We start from the raw sequence: 17,386 nt of genomic DNA, 5'->3' as shown, positions 1-17,386 counted from the left end.
TCACGAAACAGAATGGTTACATGCCATTCTGTTTTTCTATCTACCGTCCAAAATGATTTGGACAACGTTTGGTTTGGAGCTAACGTCAATGAAAAAATGGGCTACTCTATTAGCTGGTAGTGCATGTGCGCTTTCTCTGTTCTCAGGTTCAGCAGCAGCGGACGATAAAGAATTGGTATTTATGAACTGGGGGCCTTACATCAACAGTAATATCCTAGAGCAATTTACCAAAGAAACTGGTATCAAAGTGATCTACTCGACTTACGAGTCGAATGAAACTTTGTACGCAAAGCTAAAAACTCATAACCAAGGTTATGATCTAGTGGTACCTTCAACGTACTTCGTAGCAAAAATGCGCGATGAAGGTATGCTACAAAAGATCGATAAGACTAAGCTGAAAAACTTCGGCAACCTAGATAAGAACTATCTAGACAAGCCTTACGATCCAAATAACGACTACTCTATTCCACACGTTGTTGCGATTACAGGTCTAGCGGTTAACGCAGATATGTACGATCCAAACGACTTCCAAAGCTGGGCAGACCTATGGAAGCCTGAGCTTGAAGGTCAAGTAATGCTGATGGACGACACTCGTGAAGTCTTCCACATCGCACTTCGTAAACTCGGCTATTCAGGTAACTCAAAAGACCCTAAACAAATCGATGAAGCGTACGCTGAGCTACAAAAGTTGATGCCAAACGTTCTAGTTTTCAACTCTGACAACCCAGGCGCACCTTACATGTCTGGTGAAGTGGGCGTTGGTATGCTTTGGAACGGCAGCGCTGCAGCTGCTCAAAATGAAGGCCTAAACCTTAAACTCGTATTTCCTAAAGAAGGCGGTATCGGTTGGGTTGACAACTTCGCTATCTCTTCCGGTGCGAAGAACGTAGAAGCAGCTCACAAGATGATCGACTTCCTACTACGTCCAGAAATCGCAGAGCAAATCTCACGTGATACTGGTTACTTAACAGCGGTAGAGGAATCGAACGCTAAGTTTAAAGATGTTGCACCGCTATTTCCTTCTCAAGAAGATCTTGATCGAGTGGAATGGCAAGATGCGGTTGGTGATCTAACCGTTAAGTACGAAGATTACTTCTTAAAGCTGAAAGCGGGACAGTAATCGAGCTTGTGTAACAAGTCATCGACTAAAAGAAAATAGGCAGCAATACGCTGCCTATTTTTGTAATTGACTGATATAATTATGCGTTGCTAGGTTTATCTGGCTCGATGTCTAGTTTTATCTTCTCACAAAGCGGAGATACAGCCCTCGAGCTAAATAAACAGATTTGTGCTTACTGCGATTTGGATCAACTTGATAACTCCAGCTAGTATTGACTTGTCCAATCGCGAAACAAAACGGAAAACAAATGAAAAGTAAATTCTACGCAAGCGCTCTATGTGCAGCGACGCTCATCGCTACCCCTGCAATGGCTGCTGATCAAGAACTATATTTCTACAACTGGTCGGAATACATTCCAAACGAAGTTCTTGAAGACTTTACAAAAGAAACTGGAATCAAAGTTATTTACTCTACATATGAATCTAACGAGAGTATGTACGCAAAACTTAAAACCCAAGGTTCTGGTTACGACTTGGTAGTACCGTCTACCTATTTCGTCTCTAAAATGCGTAAAGAAAGCATGCTGCAACAGATCGACAAAGAGAAATTGTCTCATTTTGCCGATCTTGATACCAACTTCCTTAACAAGCCGTTCGATCCGAACAACAACTACTCTATCCCTTACATTTGGGGTGCGACAGGTATTGGTATCAATGCTGACATGCTAGACAAATCATCAGTTACTAAGTGGGATGATTTTTGGGATAGCAAGTGGGAAGGTCAACTAATGTTGATGGATGATTCTCGCGAAGTATTCCACATTGCATTGACTAAGCTTGGTTACTCACCAAACACGACTAACCCAGAAGAAATCAAAGCCGCTTACGAAGAACTGAAAAAGCTAATGCCAAACGTATTAGTATTTAACTCAGACTTTCCTGCAAACCCTTACCTAGCGGGTGAAGTTTCACTTGGTATGCTTTGGAATGGTTCTGCTTACATGGCTCGTCAAGAAGGCGCGAACATCGACATCATCTGGCCAGAAAAAGGAACGATCTTCTGGATGGACAGCCTGGCAATTCCAGCTGGCGCGAAGAACGTTGATGCGGCTCATAAGATGATTGACTTCTTACTGCGCCCAGAAAACGCAGCTAAGATCGCACTAGAGATTGGTTACCCTACTCCAGTGAAAACGGCACATGAACTGCTACCGAAAGAATTTGCTAACGATCCAAGCATCTTCCCACCACAAGAAGTGATGGACAGCGGTACTTGGCAAGATGAAGTTGGCGAAGCGAGCGTAATGTACGATGAGTACTTCCAAAAACTAAAAGTGAACAACTAATTCGCTAGTTTTAAAGATATGAAAAAGCGGCTCATGAGCCGCTTTTTTTGTTCTTAATGACAAGACAAAAGCTCTCCTCTGTAAGAATTATTACGCTCTTTCTTTTCCTTCTAGAGCCAGTATCTCGTCAACTAATTTTGGAACCTCGACGCTTGCTTTTCCGTAGCGTTTTTCCTCAAATTCACTTTCTACCGCACTAGGCTCGAGGTTAATTTCAATGGTATGTGCGCCATGCATTTTTGCATCATGAACAAAACCTGCTGCGGGATATACGACGCCAGAAGTTCCGATAGAAATAAATAAATCTGCTTCTTCTAAAGCCGCGTAGATATCCCCCATTCGCAGTGGCATTTCACCAAACCAAACAATATGTGGTCGCATTTGTGAAGGGATCTGACAGCAGTGACAAAGCTCACCAGTCTTAATGTCCTCACTATGTTCTATAACCTGGTTTGATTCACTGCATCTCGCTTTTAAAAGCTCACCGTGCATGTGAATGACGTTATGGCTGCCACCTCTTTCGTGAAGGTTGTCTATATTTTGAGTGATGACGGTCACTTTACCTTCTAACTCAGCTTCTAGACGACCCAATGCTTCATGCGCTGCATTAGGCTGTATAGCATTGTCTTGAAGTTTCTTGCGGCGTTGGTTGTAAAAATCTTGAACAAGGTCCGGATCGCGAGCAAACCCTTCAGGTGTTGCTACATCTTCAATACGGTGATTCTCCCAAAGGCCATCTTGCGCACGAAATGTTTGAATACCAGATTCGGCCGAGATACCTGCACCAGTAAGTACTACAATATTTCTATAAGGGAAATTCATAACTCATCCTTGCTGTTTTTTCATTAGCTTAACACTGAAAGAATAGCAACAGTAGTAATATGGATTAGACCATGGTCGTAATGGTCACTATTAGAATTACAATTTAAGAGGAACAGCAATGAGACAAGTATCTCTAGCGCTTATATTACTTACGACTTTAGCAGGTTGCCAACTAACCAATGTTGAAGGCGAAGTGGACGACGTAAAAGTAAGAGTCAGCACCAATGACGATAACCATCGTGGTAATGGAGATTTCTGTCCCCCTGGCCAAGCAAAAAAAGGCAATTGCTAAAAGAGCGGCTTTACGCCGCTCCCACATTGGCCTCAATCCTCGTTGGTAGAAGATATTTTATGAATGGCTAGGTCAGCGCCATTGAATTCGTCTTCTTCCGAAAGCCTTAGTCCCATACTGGCATTGATCGCGCCGTAGACTGCAAGCGCCCCAATCACTGCGATAGAAATGCCCAAAAGCGTTCCTAGAAGCTGAACGATAATGCTCACGCCACCTAGCCCACCCAACGCGCTTTGACCAAAGATCCCCGCAGCAATACCACCCCAAGCGCCACATAAACCGTGTAAAGGCCAAACCCCTAGCACATCATCAATCTTGGTTTTGTTTTGTAGGTAGGTAAAAAGATAAACAAATAGCACGCCAGCAATCGCACCTGTCGCTAAAGCACCGATAGGATGCATTAAGTCTGAACCCGCACATACAGCAACCAAGCCAGCCAGTGGGCCATTATGAATAAAGCCGGGGTCATTCTTACCAGCCAACAATGACGCGACAATGCCTCCGACCATTGCCATCAATGAGTTCATAGCCACCAAGCCACTTATGCCTGACACGGTTTGAGCTGACATGACGTTGAAGCCAAACCACCCCACACATAAGATCCAAGCTCCCAAAGCCAAAAACGGAATATTCGAAGGTGCAAAGTTGGTATGCTTTCCTGCTCGAACTCTGCCTTTTCTCATGCCCAAAAACACAACGGCAACCAGCGCTATCCAGCCGCCAACACCATGTACAACGACTGAACCTGCAAAATCGTGGAAGCCATAACCAAATGTATTTTCAAACCAAGCTTGAACACCAAAGTTTCCGTTCCAGATCATTCCCTCAAATAACGGGTATACGATGCCGACAGTGAAAAATGTTGCGATTAGAATCGGATAAAAACGAGCTCGCTCTGCGATACCACCAGAAACAATAGCAGGAATCGCTGCAGCGAAGGTCAGCAAGAAAAAGAACTTCACCAACTCGTAACCATTGCCTTGAGATAACGTCTCTGCATCAGCAAAGAAGGTGCCGCCATAAGCGACCCAGTATCCAATGAAAAAATACGCAATGGCGGAAATCCCGAAATCGGCCAAGATTTTAACTAAAGCATTAACTTGGTTCTTTTGGCGCACGGTTCCTACTTCAAGAAAAGCAAAACCAGCATGCATCAAAAAAACCATGATTGCGCCAAGTAGTAAGAAAAGTGTGTCGGAACTTTGCGTGAGAGTTTGTACAGCGCCGTGTACCTGATTGGCAGTTACACTCATTATGATTGTCTCCGTTGATCTGTAGCGCACTTATCCTGTGCATCAAAGTTAGGCTCATCACCAATTTGGTGAACTTAATTTATAGAGCGTCTAACAGAGCAATTCTCATTCCATAATTTACATTTCTAACACTTACACTTTAATTTATTGTTTTGTATGAACTTTAATAAAATTATGCATTCTTGAAATGGTGCTTAACACGCTAATAAATGCACCAATGTGGTTTTAGTGCACCAACATAATGCGCACCATATAGCTCAACAAGCAGCAAGCTCCCCACCTCAAACGTAAAAGCCACCCCATGAGAGATGGCTTATATATTGATTTGCTAAAGGAGTTTATCGAATGATCTTCCCTGCTTTTACTTCTTCTAGCCAACGCCCCTCGACGAGATAAGGAGGAAGCCAATTGGTTTCAACAGATAGACGGTTGCCTTTGTCGTACCATATTAACTTCTACTAAGCGTGCCTATTGTGCTCTTTAATCATTTCTGCGATTTCCTTGCGTCCCCACTCATAAGCAAACGCTATAGCATCCATGTCTTTCATAGATTTACCAGTATATTTAACCGTTGTATCTATACCAGCTTTTAGTAATAACTCCACAATATTTTTATGACCAGCATGGATCGCAGCAAACAATGGGTTGCGGTCTGGTTCAGATATATCCATCACTGCATTTCTTTCTAGAAAATAGGTAAGTAAGTCTAAATGACCTTCATATGCAGCTGTATTTAAGGGAGTTACACCTGAAGGCCCCCCCTTGATATTTACATCAATACCTAGATTCACCAGAAGCTCTACAATTTTATCTTGCCCTTGCTCCGTTGCAATATGCAACCAAGAACCCAGAGGCGTAATTAGATGAAGTAATTTGTCATCTCCTGAGAGAATTTTTTCAACCTCACTCACGTCACCGGATCTAATCGCGGCCATTACATCTTTTGCGCTGTATTCACAGGCCATCTTTATCTCCTCAGCTGCGGTTTTAACCAGTAATTTTAAAGCATTAACTATATCACCGCGTTTACCCAACATTTATCTGTCACTTTGAGAATATCAACAACCTGCCGCAACGCATAAATATCATACTGACCTTCAATCCGATTTGGAGCCCACACTAAGTTCTCGTGGTCAAATATTGGATCAATGCCATATTTCCTCAAAAGAATTTGGCCCTCAGTAACGAGAGCTTGTTGCTCAGCCCCAAGCCCTTCTTAAAGAGTATGTGGATCCGGCATGTCTTTAGGACGAGGCCCCACGACAGACCTTAAATATGCTCCAAAATCAAAGGTTTCATCAGAGTTCTTCGTCTCCAATAACAATCCTTGTAAAATTCGCAAACTGTTACTTTGCTCCAAAGATGTTTTCGTCCTTGATTTTCTGCGATAGCGTGTGCGTTAACAAAATCCTCTATCTTGAAGACATAATGGACTTAGGCCTACTATCCTCTGAACAATTGATATAGCGATAAAAATAATTTTGTTCTTCTCGCAATCAATATGGTTTAAATCGTGCACATATCGAATATGATTTTTAACTTTGGGTTGCAGATAATGCCACCAATGATAGGTCGTTCAACAAACAACAACCTCCCCACCTTAAACGTAAAAGCCACCTCAAGATAGAGATGGCTTATATGCTGAATTGCTAACTAAAGGAGTTTATCGAGAGATCTTCCCGGCTTTTACATCTCCTAACCAACGTCCTTCGACGAGATAGGGAGGAAGCCAACCAGTTTCAACAGAGAAACGGTTGCCTTTGTCGTACGACATACATGCCATGCCAAGCAGAGGGAAATTAATGAACGTGCGGATCCCTATTCTATCTGGTCCTAATTCTCTAAGATGATAATTCTCTTGGAACTGTAGGTTTTTAACGAGCACTTCCTCAAAATCATAACCAATGTCGGTGGTAAGCGCTGCGAAGGTTTCTAGGATCCCCATCGCAATTTCCAACGCCCAATTATCCCCTTGAGCTACCGCTGCGTCCATTGCTGCAACCAGCTTATCAGGATAATCTGATGTGCGGTTATGGAACGACTGAATGACATCTACTAACATGTAAGACAGCTCACCCGCTTTGGTAGAGCTCTGTCTCATCAAAGAAATCGAAAAGTTCGCTAACACATCCATGCTAGCTTTGTCACGAACGATGACAGAGGTAAAATACGCATCTAGCCACATTGAGGGGCAAATGAAGCCTGTTTTTAAAATACCTTCGCCTTTCCATGTCACTTCTGGATAATCAGGTAATTTAATGCTTTGAGGCTCGCTTGGTTTGATGGCCAGTTGATGGTAAAAAGCACGCATCAATGATGATTCATATAGACATAGCGTGCCGATTCTCTCATCATCGTCTAATGGAGGTAACCATGTATACAGACGGAGCTGATAAGAAATACCATCGCCCAAGTAAACCAAGTTTTCTCTTTTTATAGATATGCGCCTTTTCCTTTTGTCTAAATTCTCTTTTATTTCTTCTCGATAAGCTTCTATTTCAAAATCACTTAGTTCAGCATGAGCTACTCGTTCAACCTTTTTTACCTTTGAGTTATCAACCACTTCTGAACTCTCCTATATCTATATCAAACTCTTTTGCTTTGAACTTGGAAACCTTACCGCTAGAGGATATTTCTGCTTGTGTATGTAAAATTTCAGTTGGTGCCTCATAAATCATATCAAAGTAGCCGGGCTTCGAAATTGAGGCTCTTTGTAACAACAGTTCAAAGGCTGAGCATATATTCCAAAAATGCCTCAAATGTTGTCCATGATTGGGCTTCTTTACCAAACAATTCATCTATGAAAAGGGCTACTTGCCCCGATCTTTCTGATTCATTTGAAAATAAAAAGTAGTAGCCACCTCCGGCATAGCGCTCTAATACGCAACCGCTTTGTGGTATTTTCTCAAAATCACTCGGTATCTCATCCTCGCGAAGTTCAAGAGTGCGCTCAACTGCAAGATAGTCCTCATCTTCAGAGTATCCATAAATCGTATGACCAAACCACTCAACGTAACCATATTTTCTTAGAAAAACTTTATATGGCTCCGGAAAGGATAATCCTAGCTGATTTTCCATTTCATGAATTGATACGTCATTCAACTCTCCAAAGCACTCAAACCCTTCTTTTTCGGTGAATTGATCGAGCATTACGTCTAAGTTTCTCATATTTAAAACTCTATTTTTGATATGTGTTTTTGCCTTCATCGTACCAGTGCAATCGCTTATTGTACTTCTGATGAGGCTTGGAATTCATTACCCTGAAGTTATTGAACGAGTTATCCCCTCTCCGAAATAAAAGAGGTCTTATGGTGAATGATTAAATCCGTCGAGAAGTCTTCCTGATTTAATCATTTTGAACAATTGCTTTGAAGTAAAACGCTTCGCTGCCCCTTTTGTAATCGCGTAACAACGAACCCCTCACCATAAACTTATAAGCCACCTCGTAAGAGATGGCTAAAAAATACCCAAGGAGCTCTAAAAAGGACGCCATTCACTTTCTGACTTAAATACCACTCCTGAAAAATCTTTGTTCTCGATTAATTCAGCCAGTTTTTCATCGACACATAATAACCACTCGATAGCATCCAGTTGAAATATAGTTTTCTGCATTTCAATATCTTTCTTAAGGACAACTCGATCAATTGAATCAACCTCTCCATCAAACTCACTAAATATTGAATGATTTCTATCCAGTAAATCGCAAATCGCAAGAACATTTAAAAAATAGTATTCACCAAAACTTTTACCTTGGTAATTAACCTCAATCGGTAGGAATTCAACTTCACTCGTTTGTGTGTGCTTAGAAATTAAATCAGATAACCGTCGACTCACGATTAATAAAGGACCACTAAGAAAACTATCCGCAGGCTTGTCATCTGATATGACATCAATAGTAACTTTTGGCCATTTGTCTCCTAGGGCAACGCCTCCCGTCAGATTCAATCCTATTAATACACTAGACTGCGTTACTTTGCCTTGAGTCAGATCGGAATCTCTATCTACCTTGTTGGTCCAAATTTTAAGTGTCATTACTACTTCCTACTTTTCCATTGCGGATCATCCAATTGCGATCGAGCTTCATTCTTTTCCAGAGCATTCCTAATGTTACTTTCTGTTTTTCCAATTTCATCTACAAAAATCATATCATCGATCAAACCACGACAATACTTAGTTTACAACGCTCTCATTTCTCGTCGAACTAAAGCATCTGAGAACCTTGGTGCCTTGCACTTAGATGTCTACCCACGTGTAAGGGAAGGCCTATTTCGACAGATGTTTTAATATTAGTTGGAAGTGGAATCCCATTTGCACCTCTGTTAATGTTGTAATCAAGTTCGGTAGCTCTATGCATGACCGGATATTCCTGAGCAATATTGATACTAATTTGGTGATTTCCAGCATGGTTTTCAGGTAACCCGCCAACTATTTCGTTATTTAACTTGAGCCCATAACCTCTGCTTAAAGAACCGCCATAATAATTCGCAACACTCCCCCCTTTGAGTTTTATTTAAGGGGATGATTTGGACAATTTCCTCTATACCTACAACATATTGAACTTTGCGTTTACTACCATCTGAATGATTGATATAACGATGAAAGGTAACTTCGTTCTTCTCGCAATCAATATGGTCTAAATCGTATTCATATCGAATATAATTTTTAACTTTGGGTTGCAGATAATGCCACCAATGATAGGTCGTTCAACAAACAACAACCTCCCCACCTTAAACGTAAAAGCCACCTCAAGATAGAGATGGCTTATATGCTGAATTGCTAACTAAAGGGTGTTATCGAGTGATCTTCCCTGCTTTTACATCTTCTAACCAATGTCCTTTGACGAGATAAGGAGGAAGCCAACTGGTTTCGATAGATAGACGGTTGCCTTTGTCATACCACATACATGCCATACCAAGCAGAGGGAAAGATATGAAGGTTTCTATAGAAATTAAGCCCTCTGGCTTATCGAGCCTCATTTGGTATTGCTCTTGGAACTGTAGGTTCTTAATGAGTACTCCTTCAAAGTCATAACCGATGTCAGTTGTCAGGGCCGCAAAAGTTTCCAAAATACCCATGGCGATTTCTAATGCCCAATCATCACCCTGATAAACTGCCGCGTCCATCGCGGCCACCAGTTTATCAGGGTAGTCCGACGTGCGGTTATGGAACGACTGAATGACATCTACTAGCATATAAGACAGCTCACCCGCTTTGGTAGAGCTCTGTCTCATCAAAGAAATCGGAAAGTTCGCCAATACATCCATGCTAGGTTTATCACGCACAATCACCGAAGTAAAATAAGCATCAAGCCACATTGAAGGACAAATAAAGCCTGTTTTAAAAATACCTTCACCATCCCATGTCACTTCTGGATAGCCGAGTATCTGGATACTTAATTCTTCATTGGGATTCATAGCAAGTTGATGATAACAGGCTCCCATTAAAGAAGTTTCGTAAAGACGTAATGTACAAATTTGTTCGTCTTCATGCGTAGTTTGAAACCAGGTATACCAGCGAACCTGGTCGATGGCAAAATCACCAAGACTAACCAAGTTTTCTCGCCTGACCTTAAGACCTTCTTTTCTGTTATCTAAAACCCTGTTTATAAAATTTTTTTTACTCACAATGGCTTGTGTGTCAAGTTCAGGATTTGCTTTGCGCTCTACAATCTTGATCGATTCTTTACTTTGCATTTTGACTTAATCCTTTTGAATCAATTTTAAACTCTACTACTTCTACTACTACGTCTGAGGGCTTCAAGCTATTCGAGTAAAAGGGCTTAGGTATCTTTAAAAAGGACACATAATGCCAAGTGTAACGCAACAAAACGTCAGAAATGATGACCTAGCTCCCTTTGAATCTTAGCGAATTATATTTCCGGCTTTTACATCCTCTAACCAACACCCTTCGACGAGATAAGGAGGAAGCCAACCAGTTTCAATAGATAAACGGTTGCCTTTGTCGTACCACATACATGCCATGCCAAGCAGAGGGAAGTTGATAAAAGTTCTGATGCCTATCCTATCTGGTCCTAATTCTCTAAGATGATATTTCTCTTGAAACTGTAGGTTTTTAACGAGCACTTCCTCAAAATCATAACCAATGTCAGTAGTGAGCGCTGCGAAGGTTTCTAGGATCCCCATCGCAATTTCCGACGCCCAGTTATTCCCTTGAGCTACCGCTGCGTCCATTGCTGCAACCAGCTTATCAGGATAATCCGATGTGCGGTTGTGGAACGACTGAATGACGTCTACTAGCATATAAGACAGCTCACCCGCTTTGGTAGAGCTCTGTCTCATCAAAGAAATAGGAAAGTTCGCCAATACGTCCATGCTAGGTTTATCACGAACGATGACAGAGGTAAAATAGGCATCTAACCACATTGAAGGACAAATGAAGCCTGTTTTTAAAATACCTTCGCCTTTCCATGTTACTTCAGGATAGTCGAGGATCTTTATGGTTAATTTATCATTGGGATGAAGCAGCTCAGCATTAGGACGTTTACTCCGAACAAAGTCATCCGCGGCTAACTCACCAATTTTTGCAGATTGCTGATTAATCTTGGCGATTTGAACGTTATTATACTGAATTGCTAACTAAAGGGTTTTATCGTGTGATCTTCCCTGCTTTTACTTCTTCTAACCAACGTCCTTCGACGAGATAGGGAGGAAGCCAACTGGTTTCAATAGATAGACGGTTGCCTTTGTCGTACCACATACAAGCCATGCCAAGCAGAGGGAAAGAGATGAAGGTTTCTATAGAAATTAAGTCCTCTGGCTTATCGAGCCTCATTTGGTATTGCTCTTGGAACTGTAGGTTTTTAACTACTACTTCTTCAAAGTCATAACCGATGTCAGTTGTCAGGGCAGCAAAAGTTTCCAAAATACCCATGGCGATTTCTAACGCCCAGTCATTACCCTGAGCAACTGCCGCGTCCATCGCGGCCACCAGTTTATCAGGGTAGTCCGATGTGCGGTTATGGAACGACTGAATAACATCTACTAACATATAAGACAGCTCACCCACTTTGGTAGAGCTCTGTCTCATCAGAGAAATCGGAAAGTTAGCCAATACGTCCATACTTGGCCTGTCACGCACAATTGCCGATATAAAATAAGTATCCAGCCACATTGAAGGACAAATGAAGCCCATTTCTAAGATACCTTCACCATCCCATGTTACTTCTGGATAACCGAGTATCTGAACAGTTAATGGATCATTAGGAAACATAGCCAGCCGATGATAACAAGCCCCCATTAATGAAGTTTCATAAAGACGTAATGTACAAATTTGTTCGTCTTCATGTGAGGTTTGAAACCATGTATACCAGCGAACCTGGTCAATGGCAAAATCACCAAAACTAACCAAGTTTTCTCGCCTGATTTTAAGACCTTCTTTTCGCTGTTCTAATATCTTATTGATGAATTCTTTCTCAGAATAAACTCCACTTTCACTCAGCTCAGGATCTGCTTTGCGTTCTACAATTTTGATTGTTCCTTTACTTTGCATTTTAACGTAGTCCTTTGGAATCAATTTTAAACTCTGCTACTTCTACTCTTAAGTCTGAGGGCTTCAAGCTATTCGAGTAAAAGGGCTTATGTATCTTTAAAAAGGACACATAATGCCAAGTGTAACGCAACAAAACGTCAGAAATGATGACCTAGTTCCCTTTGAAGCTTAGCGAATTATATTTCCGGCTTTTACATCCTCTAACCAACACCCTTCGACGAGATAGGGAGGAAGCCAACCAGTTTCGACAGATAAACGGTTGCCTTTGTCGTACCACATACAAGCCATGCCAAGCAGAGGGAAGTTAATAAAAGTGCGGATGCCTATCCTATCTGGTCCTAATTCTCGAAGATGATATTTTTCTTGGAATTGTAGGTTTTTGACTAGCACTTCCTCAAAGTCATAACCAATGTTAGTAGTGAGTGCTGCGAAGGTTTCTAGGATCCCCATCGCAATTTCCGACGCCCAGTTATCCCCTTGAGTTACCGCTGCGTCCATTGCTGCAACCAGCTTATCAGGATAACCCGATGTGCGATTGTGGAACGACTGAATGACGTCTACTAGCATATAAGACAGCTCACCCGCTTTGGTAGAGCTCTGTCTCATCAAAGAAATCGGAAAGTTCGCCAATACGTCCAAGCTAGGTTTATCACGAACGATGACAGAGGTAAAATACGCATCTAGCCACATTGAAGGACAAATGAAACCTGTTTTTAAAATACCTTCGCCTTTCCAAGTTATTTCAGGATGATCAGGTACCTTAACCGTCAAAGGGCTTTCAGGTTTTTGAGCTAGTCGATGATAGCTAGCTTGCATTATCGAGGCTTCAAATAGACGCAGCGTTCCTATTCGGTCATTTAGTTCAGACACTGGAAACAAAGTATATAACCTAACTTGCTCCCAAACCCCGTCTGTTAGATATATCAAGTTTTCGCGCTTTATTGTGATACGATGTTTTCTTTTCTCTAAGTTTTTTTCTATTTGTTTTGTATAGTAATTAAGTTCCTCAGTATTCAACTCGTAGGCTGCTTTTCTATTTATCTTTTTCATACTAACTTTACTTCCCTTAACCTAATTCTTCGAGGCTAATATCAAACTCTTTTGCATTCACTTTAGATACGCCATCTGAAGCATCAATTTCTGCTAGGGTATGTAAACACCTGTCTAGAATATCATCTTGCACTGCTGATGTAATTTCGTCTGCAGCAGCTCTTTCTGTTGTACCAGCTTTTTGTTCAGACATTAATTTAACGATTTCCGCCGCATATTTGCTTGTCCCTTGCTGATATGCTTCATTGCCAATTTTACGACTGCCGAGCGGCCTGCTGCCACCCTTAGCCTCGACGATGATGATTTCTTCAGTATCATCTGAGAGGTACACCATATTGAAATCACCTGGTTTCGATCCCTAAGTTGCAAGGTCTTTGGGGTGGCTCAACTTAGCATTAGGGCGTATATTCCGAATAAAGTCATCCGCGACCAACTCACCAATTTTTGCAGACTGCTGGTTAATATTACCAATTTGAGCGTGATACCCCTCTTCGCCAGCTCGAACGTCCATTGCCTCTTGACGCTCTTTCAAGCATTCATCAATTTTTGCTTTGTTTCTTTCTGTTAGCTCATCATCACTCGTATTGAGTTCAGACTTTTTTATACTATGCCAGCATTGGCTACCCCAAACCTGTTGGGTCAATCCACTGGATATGGTGGACTACATATTGGTAATGCCACCAATGATGGAGCGTTCAACAAACAACAAGCTCCCCACCTCAAACATAAAAGCCACCCCATAAGAGATGGCTTATATATTGATTTGCTAAAGGAGTTTATCGAGTGATCTTCCCTGCTTTTACATCTTCTAGCCAACGCCCCTCGACGAGATAAGGAGGAAGCCAACCGGTTTTAATAGATAAACGGTTGCCTTTGTCGTACCACATACAGGCCATGCCAAGAAGAGGGAAAGATATGAAAGTTTCTATAGAAATCAAGTCCTCTGGTTTATCAAGCCCCATTTGGTATTGCTCTTGGAACTGTAGGTTCTTAACTAATACCTCTTCAAAGTCATAACCGATGTCAGTTGTCAGGGCAGCAAAAGTTTCCAAAATACCCATGGCGATTTCTAACGCCCAATCATCACCCTGAGCAACTGCCGCGTCCATCGCGGCCACCAGTTTATCAGGATAGTCCGATGTGCGATTATGAAACGACTGGATGACATCTACTAACATGTAAGACATCTCACCCGCTTTAGTAGAGCTCTGTCTCATCAAAGAAATCGGAAAGTTCGCCAATGCGTCTAAACTTGGCCAGTCACGCACAATTGCCGATATGAAATACATATCAATCCATCTATTAGGATTTATGCACCCCGTTTTTAAAATGCCTTCACCATCCCACTTTACTTCAGGATAGTCGAGAATCTTGATAGTTAATTCTTCATTGGGATTCATAGCAAGTTGATGATAACAGGCTCCCATTAAAGAAGTTTCATAAAGGCGTAATGTACAAATTTGTTCGTCTTCATGAGAGGCTTGAAACCAGGTATACCAGCGAACCTGGTCAATGGCAAAATCACCAAGACTAACCAAGTTTTCTCGCCTGACTTTAAGGCCTTCTTTTCTGTTATCTAAAACCCTGTTTATAAATTTTTTCCGATTCACAATGGCTTGTGTGTCAAGTTCAGGATTTGCTTTTCGCTCTAAAAATTTGACCGATTCTTTACTTTGCATTTTGACTTAATCCTTTTGAATCAATTTTAAACTCTGCTACTTCTACTTCTACTACTACTACTACGTCTGAGGGCTTCAAGCTATTCGAGTAAAAGAGCCTAGGTATCTTTAAAAAGGACACATAATGCCAAGTGTAACACAACAAAACGTCAGAAATGATCGCCTAGTTCCTTTTGAATCTTAGCGAATTATATTTCCGGCTTTTACATCCTCTAACCAACACCCTTCGACGAGATAGGGAGGAAGCCAACCAGTTTCAACAGATAGACGGTTGCCTTTGTCGTACCACATGCAAGCCATGCCAAGCAGAGGGAAATTAATAAACGTGCGGATCCCTATTCTATCTGGTCCTAATTCTCGAAGATGATATTTCTCTTGAAACTGTAGGTTTTTAACGAGCACTTCCTCAAAATCATAACCAATGTTAGTAGTGAGCGCTGCGAAGGTTTCTAGGATCCCCATCGCAATTTCCAACGCCCAGCTATCTCCTTGAGCTACCGCTGCGTCCATTGCTGCAACCAGCTTATCAGGATAATCCGATGTGCGGTTGTGGAACGACCGAATTACGTCTACTAGCATATAAGACAGCTCACCCGCTTTGGTAGAGCTCTGTCTCATCAAAGAAATCGGAAAGTTTGCCAATACATCCATACTGGGTTTGTCACGGACGATGACAGAGGTAAAATAAGCATCTAGCCACATTGAGGGACAAATGAAGCCTGTTTTTAAAATACCTTCACCTTTCCAGGTTACTACTGGATAATCAGGTAGTTGAATACGTTGGGGCTCACTTGGTTTGATGGCAAGTTGATGATAGAAGGCACGCATTAATGATGCTTCATAAAGACAGAGTGTTCCTATTTTTTCAGTTTCTATTGCAGATGGAAAGCAAGTATACCACCTCACTTGTTCTGAAGCATCGTCGCTAAGAGCAACTAAATTCTCTCTACGGATTACAATTAGCTCTTTGCGCTCATCTAAATCCTCATTGATATACATTTGGTAGTCAGCGACATCATTTAGTGTTAGATGAGGTTCCGCCTTTCTCTCTACGTGATTTTTCTTATTGTTCTCAGGCATTTATTTCACTCCTAATCCTACGTTAAATTCTTTTACATCTTCTAGCCAACGTCCTTCAACGAGATATGGAGGAAGCCAACCGGTTTCAACAGATAAACGATGACCTTTGTCGTACCACATACAAGCCATGCCAAGCAGAGGGAAAGAGATGAAGGTTTCGATTGAAATCAATTTTTTAGGAGCATCCAAGCGCATTTGATATTGCTCCTGGAACTGCAGGTTCTTAATGAGTACCTCTTCAAAGTCATAACCAATATCAGTTGTCAGGGCGGCAAAGGTTTCTAAAATGCCCATGGCGATTTCTAATGCCCAGTCATCACCCTGAGCAATTGCAGCGTCCATTGCTGCAACTAGCTTATCAGGGTAATCCGATGTGCGGTTGTGGAATGCCTGAATTACATCCACTAACATGTAAGAAAGCTCACCTGCCTTAGTGGCGCTTTGCTTCATTAGAGAAATCGGAAAGTTCGCCAACAGGTCCATACCGGGTTTGTCACGCACAATCACCGAAGTGAAATAAGCATCAAGCCATCGGTTAGGGTGTAAACACCCCGTTTTTAAAATACCTTCACCTTTCCAGATTACTTCCGGGTATCCAGGTAATTGAATACTTTGAGGCTCGTCAGGTCTCATGGCGAGCTGATGATAAAAGGCACGCATTAATGATGCTTCATACAGACATAGTGTACCGGTTTGTTCGTTTTCGATTGAATGTGGAAGCCATGTATACCACCTCACCTGCTCAAACGCTTCATCGCTTAAAGCAACTAAGTTCTCTCTGCGAACATTGATTACGTCTTTACGCATATCAAGGTCTCGATTAATATCAGAGCTGTAACCTTGGACTAACTCTGGGGTCAGTTTCGGATTAGCATTTCGCTCAATTCTAACTTTTCTAGACATTTATAACTCCCCTAAATCTATTTTAAATTCTTTGCCTTTAACCTTTGAAACCTGTCCCGCGTCATAGATTGCCGTTTGAGTATGAATGTACCTAATAGGTCGCCCTCTCTTTAACGCTAGTTTTATTTCCGTTGCCGCTTCCCACTCTGTTGTACCTCGCTTATTCTTAGACATCTCACCAATAATTGCTGCTGCATATTCAGTTGTCCCTTGCTGATATGCCATATTTCCAATTTTTCTACTACCCAAAGGACTGCTCCCCCCTTTGGCCTCAACAATGATAATTTCACCTGGTGGTGGCTCTTCCACCTCGTAAACCATATCAAAGTCGCCCGGCTTCGAAATTGAGGTTCCAATATCTTTGGGATGAAGCAGCTTAGCATTAGGACGTTT

18 protein-coding genes and 2 pseudogenes are annotated in these 17,386 nt (G+C 41.7%); 3 read left to right on the top strand and 17 right to left on the bottom strand.

The features are described 5' to 3' along the window. Positions 1 to 88 precede the first annotated feature (88 nt). Together ACWYVB_RS00100 and ACWYVB_RS00095 are read left to right on the top strand one after the other, a co-directional pair. Positions 89 to 1,120, top strand: a complete 1,032-nt coding sequence (locus tag ACWYVB_RS00100) for an extracellular solute-binding protein (protein WP_012841832.1) — start codon at positions 89 to 91, stop codon at positions 1,118 to 1,120. Between the two features lie 247 nt (positions 1,121 to 1,367). Then, complete coding sequence (locus tag ACWYVB_RS00095) at positions 1,368 to 2,405, top strand: extracellular solute-binding protein (RefSeq protein WP_005396470.1); 1,038 nt, start codon at positions 1,368 to 1,370, stop codon at positions 2,403 to 2,405. Between the two features lie 90 nt (positions 2,406 to 2,495). On the opposite strand, the gene cobB is transcribed toward ACWYVB_RS00095, so the two are convergent. Beyond that, on the bottom strand, positions 2,496 to 3,227 hold the full coding sequence (gene cobB / locus ACWYVB_RS00090) for a Sir2 family NAD+-dependent deacetylase (RefSeq protein WP_053807417.1): 732 nt from the start codon (positions 3,225 to 3,227) through the stop codon (positions 2,496 to 2,498). 118 nt (positions 3,228 to 3,345) lie between these two features. Between cobB and ACWYVB_RS00085 the strand changes: the two genes are divergently transcribed. Further along, entirely contained in the window at positions 3,346 to 3,519 is a 174-nt protein-coding gene (locus ACWYVB_RS00085; protein WP_012841833.1) for a hypothetical protein, read from the top strand. Positions 3,520 to 3,551: 32 nt separating this feature from the next. Here the strand turns inward: ACWYVB_RS00085 and ACWYVB_RS00080 are convergent, their stop codons facing one another. From ACWYVB_RS00080 to ACWYVB_RS00005, 16 genes and pseudogenes are all read right to left on the bottom strand, one after another. Further along, positions 3,552 to 4,772, bottom strand: coding sequence for an ammonium transporter (locus ACWYVB_RS00080; protein ID WP_457527474.1), 1,221 nt, complete (start codon positions 4,770 to 4,772; stop codon positions 3,552 to 3,554). 338 nt (positions 4,773 to 5,110) lie between these two features. After that, positions 5,111 to 5,221: pseudogene (locus ACWYVB_RS00075) on the bottom strand (immunity 49 family protein); the annotation flags it as partial. Positions 5,222 to 5,230: 9 nt separating this feature from the next. Then, the gene (locus ACWYVB_RS00070) at positions 5,231 to 5,809 is read right to left on the bottom strand and encodes an ankyrin repeat domain-containing protein (RefSeq protein ID WP_256952149.1); all 579 of its coding nucleotides are present in this window, start codon (positions 5,807 to 5,809) and stop codon (positions 5,231 to 5,233) included. A 626-nt stretch (positions 5,810 to 6,435) separates the two neighbouring features. Further along, complete coding sequence (locus ACWYVB_RS00065; RefSeq protein WP_395196600.1) at positions 6,436 to 7,335, bottom strand: immunity 49 family protein; 900 nt, start codon at positions 7,333 to 7,335, stop codon at positions 6,436 to 6,438. Positions 7,336 to 7,496: 161 nt separating this feature from the next. Next, entirely contained in the window at positions 7,497 to 7,940 is a 444-nt protein-coding gene (locus ACWYVB_RS00060) for an SMI1/KNR4 family protein (protein WP_046875291.1), read from the bottom strand. 309 nt (positions 7,941 to 8,249) lie between these two features. After that, complete coding sequence (locus ACWYVB_RS00055; protein WP_046875290.1) at positions 8,250 to 8,804, bottom strand: imm11 family protein; 555 nt, start codon at positions 8,802 to 8,804, stop codon at positions 8,250 to 8,252. 758 nt (positions 8,805 to 9,562) lie between these two features. Then, on the bottom strand, positions 9,563 to 10,465 hold the full coding sequence (locus ACWYVB_RS00050; protein WP_457527471.1) for an immunity 49 family protein: 903 nt from the start codon (positions 10,463 to 10,465) through the stop codon (positions 9,563 to 9,565). A gap of 168 nt (positions 10,466 to 10,633) precedes the next feature. Further along, positions 10,634 to 11,236: pseudogene (locus tag ACWYVB_RS00045) on the bottom strand (immunity 49 family protein); the annotation flags it as partial. A 142-nt stretch (positions 11,237 to 11,378) separates the two neighbouring features. Beyond that, positions 11,379 to 12,281 carry an immunity 49 family protein gene (locus ACWYVB_RS00040; protein ID WP_182034055.1) on the bottom strand — a complete coding sequence of 301 codons (903 nt, stop codon included), beginning with the start codon at positions 12,279 to 12,281 and terminating at the stop codon, positions 11,379 to 11,381. Between the two features lie 168 nt (positions 12,282 to 12,449). After that, the gene (locus tag ACWYVB_RS00035; RefSeq protein ID WP_104969450.1) at positions 12,450 to 13,331 is read right to left on the bottom strand and encodes an immunity 49 family protein; all 882 of its coding nucleotides are present in this window, start codon (positions 13,329 to 13,331) and stop codon (positions 12,450 to 12,452) included. Between the two features lie 16 nt (positions 13,332 to 13,347). Then, positions 13,348 to 13,665, bottom strand: a complete 318-nt coding sequence (locus tag ACWYVB_RS00030) for a hypothetical protein (protein WP_373925394.1) — start codon at positions 13,663 to 13,665, stop codon at positions 13,348 to 13,350. A gap of 24 nt (positions 13,666 to 13,689) precedes the next feature. Then, the gene (locus tag ACWYVB_RS00025; protein WP_338328690.1) at positions 13,690 to 13,974 is read right to left on the bottom strand and encodes a hypothetical protein; all 285 of its coding nucleotides are present in this window, start codon (positions 13,972 to 13,974) and stop codon (positions 13,690 to 13,692) included. 133 nt (positions 13,975 to 14,107) lie between these two features. Then, complete coding sequence (locus tag ACWYVB_RS00020; protein WP_457527468.1) at positions 14,108 to 15,010, bottom strand: immunity 49 family protein; 903 nt, start codon at positions 15,008 to 15,010, stop codon at positions 14,108 to 14,110. Between the two features lie 180 nt (positions 15,011 to 15,190). After that, entirely contained in the window at positions 15,191 to 16,090 is a 900-nt protein-coding gene (locus tag ACWYVB_RS00015; RefSeq protein ID WP_457527467.1) for an immunity 49 family protein, read from the bottom strand. After that, positions 16,091 to 16,993, bottom strand: coding sequence for an immunity 49 family protein (locus tag ACWYVB_RS00010; RefSeq protein ID WP_457527465.1), 903 nt, complete (start codon positions 16,991 to 16,993; stop codon positions 16,091 to 16,093). It lies immediately after the preceding gene. Continuing rightward, positions 16,994 to 17,386, bottom strand: a 393-nt coding sequence (locus tag ACWYVB_RS00005) for a hypothetical protein (protein WP_457527463.1), incomplete at its 5' end; no start/stop codon positions are given.

This window comes from Vibrio sp. JZG10, from assembly GCF_054064075.1.
This window is presented reverse-complemented; position numbering and strand designations above follow the sequence as displayed.